This window comes from Streptomyces sp. NPDC048473 (assembly GCF_043200155.1).
Lineage (GTDB): Bacteria > Actinomycetota > Actinomycetes > Streptomycetales > Streptomycetaceae > Streptomyces.
Genome location: NZ_JBICXE010000109.1, coordinates 1 through 9,559 on the forward strand (window position 1 = coordinate 1; position 9,559 = coordinate 9,559).

A 9,559-nucleotide genomic window follows, 5' to 3' on the forward strand; every position below is an offset into this window, starting at 1 on the left:
GAGCTGCAGACACTCTTCGCGATCTGGACCGGCGCCTGCCCCACCTGTCACCGCGACATGCCAGACCTCGCACCAACATGACCAAGCCCTACTAGGACTTGTCCGGCCGATCAAGGTCGGCCCAGAGGGTCTGCAAGGATGCTGTGATGCAGCACATGCCGGATGCCCCGTCGCTTCTGCCCGCCCCGTGGTGGGTGCTCGGTGGTGGCATGCACGATTTCGAGCTGCAACTGCATCGAGAGCTTCCCATGGGCACCCATGGCACGGGTGAAGGCCGGCGCTGAGCGATGCGAAGGATGTGACGACGTCCTGTTCAGCGTCCCGGACCGGCCGTTCCCCTGGGCTGTGGTTCACCTGACACGTTCGTAGCCAGATGGCGAGGGCTGCCGCTGTGGTGGTGCCGAGGCTCTCGTTTCTTGTCCCACCACCGCCGAACCGTTTACCTCATTTCCGTCACGCCCTGAGTGGACGGGGCGGGAGCGTGGCAAGTTCGCCCAGGACGCGGGCTGCCGGCGCGGGGTCGACCAGCCATTTCAGGTGGCTGCCCTCCAGGGTGTGGACGTCGTACGGGTTGTCGGGTGTCAGCTCGTTGCCCTCGCGGATCAGGCGGTCCTGTATGGCGAGGGGCAGGCTCATGTCGTCGGCCAGGCGGATGTAGGTCTTGGGGATGCGGCCCCAGGTCGCGGCCTGCGCCCGGTCGGCGGAGCCGCCGACGTCCAGGTTCTCGTCGGGCTGGAAGGTGTTGAGGAAGGTGAGGAACTGCTCGTCGGTGCCGTCGGCGAAGAAGGCCGCCTTGAATGCCGCGAGCGCGTCCGTGTCCGTGGTACGGAAGTTGACGCGGAGCAGGCCGAGGTCGGCGGGGTTACCGGCCAGCGCCGCGGCGAGGGCCGTGGGGTCGACCGTGGCCATCTCCGGCTCGGCGTAGTAGTCGTTGACGTCGAGGTCGACCGGGGCCCAGGCCGAGACGTACACGAGGCGGTCAATCAGGTCCGGGCGCGCGTTGGCCGCGGCCGTGACCGTGGCGCCGCCGCGGCTGTGGGCGACGAGGATCACGGGGCCGTTCTGCTTGGCCCGTTCGAGGATTCCGATCAGGTGTGCGACGTTGTCGGCGAGCGTGACGCCCTTGATCGAGCCGGGCGTGCTCGCGAGACCCTCGGGGTCCTGCGGCGTCTGATAGGCGTGGATGAAGGTCGCCTGGAACCCGTGGCCGGGCAGGTCGACGGCGACCGAGCGGTGCCCGAGGAGGCCGAGTTCGGCCTGCAGGGGCGCGAAGGAGAAGGAGTTCGCGAATGCTCCGTGCACGAGTACGAACGTCGGTTGCATCTGTTTCTCACTTTCTGGCTGCCGCGGGGCGGCGGCCATGGCGGGCCCCCAGTGCGGGGGACGTCTTGGGTGCGCGGGCCTGTCGGCGGCCTACGCGATCACTCCGAGGTTCGGCGCAGGACCAGGCAGAGGAAGCCGAAGCTGTCCCGGTATCCGTGCAGCCACTGCGAGCGCTGGGCGGTGGCTGTTTCCAGTGCCTGTGCGCCGGCTGGGTCGGCAGGGTGGTCCAGAGCCCAGGAGGCCAGTGAGCCCCAGCAGGCCCACTCGTAGGTGTCCAGCTCACCGCGGGTGCTGACGTGGCCGTGGACGGGGGTCCAGCCGTCGGCGACGACGTGGTCCACGGTGGTCGCCAGGTCGTCGAGGTCGCCGAACATCTCGACGGCCTCCGGTGACGGCGCGCGGTCCCAGAACGACTCGCCGATCAGAACGCGGCCGCCGGGGGCCAGGTGCTTGCGGGCTGCCGCGAGGGTGGGGAGAAGGCCGCCGAAGGCATGGGTGGCGCCGACGCTTATCACCAGGTCGAACGGCTGTGGAGAGCCGAAGTCCGCGGCTTCCTGTCGGTGGAGGACCAGGCGCTCGTCGACTCCGAGTTCGCTCGCTGCCCGGCGGGCCTGCCGCAGAGCTACTTCGGAGACGTCGACGCCTTCGGCGTGCAGGTGCGGGCGTGTCGTCAGGGCGCGCAGAAGCCATTCCGCCGTGCCGCATCCCAGGTCGAGCACGCGCTCGTCGCCTCGCGGGAGGCCGCGTTCGAGCAGGCGGCTGACCGAGTCGTCGTCGAGCGGCGACTTTATCGGGTGGCCGGCGTGAGCGATCGCGGAGATCTTTTCGCGGCTCATCGGCGCGGCGTGGCCCGTGTCGAGGAGCAGCTTCGCGGCCACCGCCGCCCCGTCGGTGCGGATCGTGCCGGCGACGGCCTTCGCCCGTGCTTCCGTCTCGGGGGCCAGGGCCGTCCTGAGCGCGGCTGACAGGGACTCGAAGGTCGGCGTCGGGCCGTCGTGTGCAGCGCCGATGCCCAGCTCGGCCACGCGGGCGGCCCAGTGCGGCTGGTCCACGAACTGGGGTACCACCACCTGGGGCGCACCGGCTCGGGCGGCGGCGGTCGTGGTGCCCGCGCCGCCGTGGTGGACGACGGCCGCGACCCGGCGGAAGAGGAACTGGTGGTTGACGTCTCCAACGGCGAAACAGTCGTCCGCGTCGTCCACGAGACCCAGTTCCGCCCAGCCGCGGGAGACGAGCACGCGGCGGCCCTGTGCGCGGGCCGCCTCGACGGTGGTCCGGGCGACGTCGGTGGCCGTGCTCATGGGCATGCTGCCGAAGCCGACGTATACCGGTGGGGTGCCGGCGTCCAGGAACGTCTCCAGATCGGCGGGCAGCGGGCGTTCGTCGGGCAGGATCCACGCGCCGGTCTGTACGACGTCGAGGTTCGTCAGCTGCTCCCACGGGCCCAGGACCGGGTCCACCGCCAGCCATGGCCGTTCGGTGAAGACGTGGTCGCGCACGTTGTCCACCGGTGCGAGACCGATCGCCGCGCGGTGGGTGTTGAGGGGCTGGAGGTAAAGGGCGTTGACCTTCTGGGCGTCCAGGTCCACGCGTACCTCCGCGCCGAGAGTCCGCAGTTGCGCCGCCAGTCCCGCGAGCGGCGCGATGTCGCCGCGCGATCCGTACGCCATCAACAGCACACGCATGTCGTGTCTCTCATTCCTTGTGGATGCCAGCCTCGGCCGGCGATTTTCGAGGGAGATATCCGGTCGTTGCCGAAACCTCCAGGGGGCAGGGGGTAGGGCTGTTCGCGGTAAGCGCGGTCATCGTGACCACGGCAGTTCGCGGGTGCCCTCGGTGCCGGGAACGGAAGCGACGCCGTCGGAGCGCATAGAGACGTGGGCCTCGGCCCGCTCCGGGGCGTGGATCCGACGGACGAGGCCGGGCGGGAGGATCAGGCTCTGGCCGGGCAGGACCTTGTGGGTGTGGCCGTCGCAGGTCACTTCCAGGGCGCCCTTGGTGACCGTCCAGACCTGCTCACGCGTGACGGAGTGCTCGGGTCCGGTTGCCCCCGCGTCCATGCCGACCGTCCAGGTGCTCAGCTCGGTGCTGCCACGGCTGGGAGCCGCCAGGCCGGTCATGGTCGCGTTCGGGGAGACGGTGACGTGCTCGGCCGCGGGGGTGATCACGTGCACGGCGGTGTCCGCGTTCGGTTCGGCGGAGTGGCCGGGGACGGCCCACTCGACGAGCTGGACGACGACACCGTTGGGGTCGGTCATCTGGAACAGGCGCTCGCCCCAAGGCTCGTCGCGCAGCGGCATGGTGATGGGGGCGCCGGCCGCACGCAGCCGGGCCTCCTCGGCGTCGAGGTCGGTGACCGTGAGCGCGATGATCAGGCCGCCCGCCTCCCGGTCCCGCTGCTCGGCGGGCAGGACCTCGGTGCCCTTGCGGAGCAGGACGATGTCGACGGCGGCGTCCTCGCGGGTCAGGGAGGCGAAGCCGTCGTTGGCCATGGCCACTTCGTAGCCGAGGTGGGTGCAGAGGAAGTCACGGGAGGCGTCGACGTCGGCGACGGTCAGGGACAGGGTGGAGTGGGAAACGTTCACGGCAGCTCCTTGGCTGGTGTGCGATGGGCGGGGACGAGCCGGGGTGTCAGGTGCTCTCAGGTCGCGGGCACGTCGAGCTGGAACTCGCGGGTGTGCCGGTAGGAGCGGAAGCCCAGGCGGTGGTTGACCGCCAGCATGTGGACGTTGTCGTCGGCGTTGTCCGTCTCGATCTCGACGACGCCGGGGTGCTCGGCGCGAAGCCGCCGCACCATGGCGGCCTTGACCCACAACCCGAGGCCGTGGCCGCGGTGCGCGGGCACGACCGCCGTGTCGTATTGCTGGACCCGCGGCGGCAACCCCTGGGGGATCAGGATCTCGGTGTAGCCGGCCACCGTGCCGTCGTCGTGGACAGCGGCGATCGTCTGCAGGGTGTCGCCGCGGTCGGCGACCACCTTGCCCATGGCGCGCACGCGTTCGGCGTCCCACGCCACGCTGCCGTAGTCCAGGTCCCCGACGGGCATGTCGTTCATCGCGTTCTTGGCCGCGGCAAACGCGTCAGCGAGCTCGTCGGGAACCGTTCCGGTCCAACCGGTCAGACGGTAACCGGGGCGCTCAGCATCGGCGATCCGCAGCAATTCGGCCACGTCCAGCTCGTCGAGGCGCAGCATGAGGTGATTCAGGATGAGCGCCCGGCGGAAGCCGTGGCGCTCGCTGAACGCCTCGCCCGGGCTATCGGCTGCCGCTGTCGCGACGAGGCTGCGCCGCCTCTCGGCGCGGCAGGCAGCCACGACCGCCGACAGGAGAAGGGAGCCGGTTCTCAGGCGTCGGTGTGCGGGATCGACGGTGAGTTCCAGTTCGGCCAGGTGCTGCTGGCTCGGTGAGGTGAACAGCCGCAGACCTGCGACTCCGACGGTGGTGCCGTCCGCCGTGGTGGCGAGCCAGGTCAGCCGGCGGCTGCCGAGGGCGGGCTGGGTGAGCTGGGCGTGGATCTGTCCGAGGCTGGGAGCCAGTACTCCGGGCATGTCGTGGGCCGTCGAGGCGGCGACGACCTGGTGCCACGAGGCGGCTTCGGTGTCCGAGGCGCGCTGGAGCGGAGTGACGTGTGCAGATGGGGACACTGTGATGGCTTTCGTGGTAGAGGTCGAGGGGCGAATTTCGGCCGGGCGATGGACCGCGAGGGCGGCGGGTGGTGAAGGTGTGTCAGGCCGTGGTGCCTGGACTCCAGCGGTCGAGAGCGGTGTAGGCCGGGATCCATCGGGCGGTGCAGGCGGCGTACGCGTGCGCGGACAGCTGAGCGAGGAGCCTCGTCATGGTCGGCTTGTCGGCGCCGTCCAGGAGCCACGGCAGCAGAAGTGGTGCGTCCTTGCCGATGTGCTGAGCATGGACCTGGCTGAAATGGGCCCACTGCTCGGCGGTCAGCGTCCGCCGCATCAGCGGGAAGGCCGTGTCCTCTTCGTGCTTGAGGTGTCCGTCCAGGCCGCGGGTCAGCGCGTCGGTGAGCTGGCCCAGCCGCAGCGGGTTGTCTCCGGGCTCGGTCAGCAGCTCGTCGATGGCCTGGATCACCGGAGCAATGGCGGCGTGCTCGGCCTCCATCACCTCCAGCAGCGCCAGGTCCTTCGGGCTGCCGGCCAGATTCTGACGCAGTGACGGCCACAGCGCGCCGTCCTCGGCAGTGTGGTGCGCGCGGAGGGCCTGTTTGAACAGTGTCCATCCGGCAGCGGTGGCCAGTACGCGCACGGGGTCACGGTCCGCGGCGGTGGTGACCCGGTCGAGCTGGGCCAGTTCCCGGCGCAGGGCGCCATGCATCGCGTACATCATGGTCAGGTCGATGGCGTCGCTCATCGGGCCGGACGAACGCGGCGTTCTTCACGGATCCTCATGCGTGCATGCATGTCTCAAACGATCTTGCGATCCGCGCATATGATCAAGCCAAACTTCCACGCGGTTCGATAACCGCTGGGTTATCGACACGGGGGGCGGGGGCCGGTGGAGCTGCGGGACATCGAGATCTTCCTCGTACTGGCGGAGGAGCTGCATTTCGGCCGGGCCGCACAGCGGCTGCACGTCTCCCCGGCACGCGTCAGCCAAGCCATCAAGAAGCAGGAGCGGCGCATCGGGGCCGAGTTGTTCGCCCGCACCAGCCGCACGGTTCGTCTGACGGAGGTCGGCAGGCAGTTCCGCGACGACCTACAACCGGTCTACGCGGGCCTGCACGAATCCCTGGAGCGAGCCCAGCTGGCGGCCCGCGGCATCACCGCACAGCTCCGCGTCAGCCTGATGCCCTTCAACGTCGTCGATCTGCACCCCTACTGGAAGGCGTTCCGTGCGCGCCACCCGCAATGGGGCCTCCAGATCCGCCAGGTAACCTTCACCGATCCGTTCGGCCAGCTCCGCAGCGGCGCCATGGACGTCATGATCGTCTGGCTGCCGGTGGAGGAGCCGGACTTCACCGTCGGGCCGACCTTGTGCACCGACTCGCGAGTCCTTGCCGTGGCCGCCGACCACCGGCTCGCGGCACGGGACTCCATACCGGTAGAGCTGCTCGCCGAGTTCCCACACGCCACTGCCCTCGGCATGCCGGACTACTGGGAGGACAGTTACCTGCCTTTCTCCACCCCACGCGGCCGTTCGATCGAGCGCATCACGGCCGCGGCCTCGGACAACGCCGATCAGCTGATCAGCCACATCGGCATGGGCGACATCATCCATACCTTCCCCGGCCATGTCACCAAATACTGGGGCATGTCGAACATTCGATTCCTCCCCGTCCCCGAGATGGCCACCCTGACCTTCGCTCTGGTCTGGCGGACCGAAGCCGAAAACGACCTCATCCGCGCCCTGGCCGACACCGTGCGCGACCTGGGTGTATTCCGCTTCTGACGCAGCCTGCCGACTCCACCACGTCGTAGGCGCCGCAGCCTGGCGGATCGTTCACCAGGCCCTCGACAGCGGGCTCCCAGGTAGCTGCGGCGGGCGACCTCCTCTGACGGTACGAGCGAAGGACCGGAGCGTGTGGACGCCGTTCGACGACGCCCGGATCCCCCAGGCCTTGCAGTCGTTGCGGTTCCCGGCGAGCGGCCGGCCGACCACGACGACCAGTCGGGTGTCGGCGTCGATGACGACCTGGTGGTTGGTGGAGTACCGGTAGTTCTAGGACTGCTCGGCCACGGAGTGGTCGCGGGTGGGGACCAGGGCGCCGTCCACGATGAGCACGGTGCCCTTGGCGAACCGCTTGCGGGGCTGGAGAGCAAGCATCGGCCCGAGGTGGTCGATGATCCGGTCCGCCGCCGACTTGGACACCCCGAACAGCGGGGCGAGCTGCCGCATCGTCAGGTTCGTGCGCCAGTACGCCGCGACCAGCAGGGCCCGGTCCTCCAACGGCAGGCCCCACGGCCGTCCCTTGCGGACCGCGTCCGCACCCTCGCGCCGCAGAACTGTCACCAGCTTTCCGAACTGCCGCGGGCTCAGCCCGGTGAACGGGGCTATCCAGGACGGCTCGGACGCCGTGATCACACCAGCCACAGCGAGATCGTCTCAAAGATCGACGGCATGGCACGATGACCGCCATGTCAGGTCAGGTCTGGGTGTCACTCATATCGCTGGGCGGCGTTGTCCTCGGCGGCTCGTTGTCCTACCTCGTCCAGCACAGAACTCAACTCTCGGCGGAACGCGCTGAACAGCAACGGCAGCAGATCGCCTTGTCGGAGGCCCGGCGCGGGGAACGGCTGGCGCTGCTGGAGCGGTTCATCGAGGTGGGGGCCGAGGCCGAACGCTCCGCCTTTAGGACTTGTCCGGCCGATCATGTGACGTGCCCACCGGCTGATCGTTCCGTTCGCCATGGAGCCCGGCGATCTCACGGACACGGACACGGACGTGGGCCTGGCTGGGCTCGGGCGCGCCTTGCTGGATCGGCACGAGTCCTGGTTGGCAGTGGCGGGTTGTAGCCTCGGCCCATGGCAATCACTGACGAGGTGATCACACGACTGCGGTCTGGTGCGGTGGCGGGCGATGCCCATGCCGCACTGCAGTTGGGACGATTGTTGTGTCTGACGGCATCGGATCCACAGGAGCCCGGCGACGGTGAGCCGACCTGGCCTGAGGAGCACTGGCTGCGCGTCGCTGTGGAGGCGCACCCCAATGACGTCGAGGCCCTGACGATGTTGACCGGGCGTGTGGCCCAGCAGATCTCCTACTGGGAATCCGTGCTGGAAATGAACCCTGACGTCATGGCGGGGTACGGGGAGGACGTGGGCACCATTAGACAGCGGCAGATCGAGGCGGAGGATCTGTACGCCCGGATACATGCGGCCGGTCCCCTTGACCACGCCGAGGCCGGACTGGACGAACTGGCCATGCTGCTTGGTGTGAGGAGCACGAAGGGCAAGCCAGCCACGGAGGGTGCGTACAGCTTCTATGTGTGGGAGGACGAGGGATGGAGCGGGTCCGTCCGGCACAGCGCGACCATCGTCGCGTCCGACGCCGACGAGATCCGCTGGGCATGCGATGAGTGGCTCGCTCTTTCCGAGGGCGGGGTGGGTGGCGCCCCCACCTTGACCACGTATGTGGACGGTGCCGAACTGAGCTCGATCGACCTCGGTCAGTACCTCATCGAGGGGATGATGTCATGGGACGTCGTCCCGGTGCCGGAGCTGACCGGATCCCGGCTGCCCGCAGGGCTGCCCGTCCCGGGCTGCGGGCTGTACTACGGCTTCTCCTGCGGAGCTGACTAGGTCTTGCCCTGGCGGTCACGTGCGGAGCCAGATGACCAGGGATGCGGCGGTGGCCGTGCCGAGGAAGACGTAGCCGCGTTTGTCATATCTGGTGGCCACGGCTCGGTACTGCTTGAGCCGGTTGATTGCTCGTTCGATGGTGTTGCGTTTCTTGTATCGCTCTTCGTCGAAGGCGGGTGGTCGTCCGCCGCGTGAGCCTTTGCGCAGGCGGGCGGCTTGGCTGTCGGTCTTTTCCGGGATGGTGTGTCGGATGCCGCGTCGTCTCAGGTATTCGCGGCAGGGCCCGTTGCTGTATGCCTTGTCCGCCGCGAGGCTGTCGGGATTCTTTCGGGGCCGGCCCGGCCCACGCTTCGGAACGCGGATCTTCTCCAGCACGAGCTTGAACTGTGTGCAGTCCGCCCGCTGCCCTGGCGTGACGATCAGAGAGAGTGGGCGGCAGCGGCCGTCCGCGCTCAGGTGGATCTTGCTGGTGAACCCGCCCCGCGAGCGGCCCAGGCCCTCACCTCCCGCACCACCGCCACCAGGCGGGCGTGCAAGCTCTGCCACGCGGTTTCGCCCTGGTGTTCTGGTAGTTCGGCCCCTTTTGACCCCGGGGCCGGTGGCGGATCGGTGCGGGCGCCAGCCGCGTGCTGATGCGCGCGGACGATGGTGGAGTCCACCGAGATGTCCCAGTCGATCTCACCTGCGGCGTCCGCCGCGGCCTGGACCTGCTGGAGTAGACGCTCCCAGGTGCCGTCGGCCGACCACAGCCGGTGCCGTTCATAGACCGTCTTCCACGGCCCGAACCGTTCCGGCAGGTCACGCCACTGCACCCCGGTCCGGACCCGATGCAGAATTCCGTCGATCACCTGCCGGTGATCCCGCCACCGGCCACAACGCCGGTTGCTAAGCTTGGCGTTTATGGTCTGCCGTCGAACACGGCCTCGAACTTGCTGATGGTTTTGCCTAAGTTCCGGACGCAAGAGCGGCCTTCGCTTGATC

Annotated in this window: 8 protein-coding genes and 4 pseudogenes; 4 read left to right on the forward strand and 8 right to left on the reverse strand. The window is 68.9% G+C overall.

Annotated features, from left to right (window positions below; all coding sequences use genetic code 11):
* Window positions 1-146: 146 nt before the first annotated feature.
* The gene (locus ACGFU7_RS46720; RefSeq protein WP_393704779.1) at window positions 147-284 is read left to right on the forward strand and encodes a hypothetical protein; all 138 of its coding nucleotides are present in this window, start codon (window positions 147-149) and stop codon (window positions 282-284) included.
* A gap of 169 nt (window positions 285-453) precedes the next feature.
* On the opposite strand, the gene ACGFU7_RS46725 is transcribed toward ACGFU7_RS46720, so the two are convergent.
* The 6 genes and pseudogenes from ACGFU7_RS46725 to ACGFU7_RS46750 form a co-directional block, all read right to left on the reverse strand.
* Window positions 454-1,323, reverse strand: a complete 870-nt coding sequence (locus ACGFU7_RS46725; RefSeq protein ID WP_393704780.1) for an alpha/beta fold hydrolase — start codon at window positions 1,321-1,323, stop codon at window positions 454-456.
* 98 nt (window positions 1,324-1,421) lie between these two features.
* Window positions 1,422-2,159 (reverse strand): SAM-dependent methyltransferase, encoded by a 738-nt coding sequence (locus ACGFU7_RS46730; RefSeq protein ID WP_393704791.1) that lies wholly within the window; start codon window positions 2,157-2,159, stop codon window positions 1,422-1,424.
* A gap of 18 nt (window positions 2,160-2,177) precedes the next feature.
* Window positions 2,178-2,909 (reverse strand): annotated as a pseudogene (locus tag ACGFU7_RS46735) (glycosyltransferase); the annotation flags it as partial.
* A 216-nt stretch (window positions 2,910-3,125) separates the two neighbouring features.
* A complete protein-coding gene (locus ACGFU7_RS46740; protein ID WP_393704782.1) occupies window positions 3,126-3,908 on the reverse strand; it encodes a VOC family protein in 783 nt (260 codons plus the stop codon).
* Between the two features lie 56 nt (window positions 3,909-3,964).
* On the reverse strand, window positions 3,965-4,966 hold the full coding sequence (locus ACGFU7_RS46745) for a GNAT family N-acetyltransferase (protein WP_393704784.1): 1,002 nt from the start codon (window positions 4,964-4,966) through the stop codon (window positions 3,965-3,967).
* An 82-nt stretch (window positions 4,967-5,048) separates the two neighbouring features.
* Window positions 5,049-5,690, reverse strand: coding sequence for a hemerythrin domain-containing protein (locus tag ACGFU7_RS46750; protein ID WP_393704785.1), 642 nt, complete (start codon window positions 5,688-5,690; stop codon window positions 5,049-5,051).
* A gap of 144 nt (window positions 5,691-5,834) precedes the next feature.
* Between ACGFU7_RS46750 and ACGFU7_RS46755 the strand changes: the two genes are divergently transcribed.
* On the forward strand, window positions 5,835-6,728 hold the full coding sequence (locus tag ACGFU7_RS46755; protein WP_393704787.1) for a LysR substrate-binding domain-containing protein: 894 nt from the start codon (window positions 5,835-5,837) through the stop codon (window positions 6,726-6,728).
* 162 nt (window positions 6,729-6,890) lie between these two features.
* Here ACGFU7_RS46755 and ACGFU7_RS46760 read toward each other — a convergent pair.
* A pseudogene (locus ACGFU7_RS46760) lies at window positions 6,891-7,370 on the reverse strand (transposase family protein); the annotation flags it as partial.
* A 35-nt stretch (window positions 7,371-7,405) separates the two neighbouring features.
* Here ACGFU7_RS46760 and ACGFU7_RS46765 point away from each other — a divergent pair.
* A pseudogene (locus tag ACGFU7_RS46765) lies at window positions 7,406-7,630 on the forward strand (hypothetical protein); the annotation flags it as partial.
* A gap of 171 nt (window positions 7,631-7,801) precedes the next feature.
* Window positions 7,802-8,578 (forward strand): tetratricopeptide repeat protein, encoded by a 777-nt coding sequence (locus tag ACGFU7_RS46770; protein WP_393704789.1) that lies wholly within the window; start codon window positions 7,802-7,804, stop codon window positions 8,576-8,578.
* 15 nt (window positions 8,579-8,593) lie between these two features.
* On the opposite strand, the pseudogene ACGFU7_RS46775 reads toward ACGFU7_RS46770, so the two are convergent.
* Window positions 8,594-9,456 (reverse strand): annotated as a pseudogene (locus ACGFU7_RS46775) (IS5 family transposase); the annotation flags it as partial.
* Window positions 9,457-9,559 lie beyond the last annotated feature (103 nt).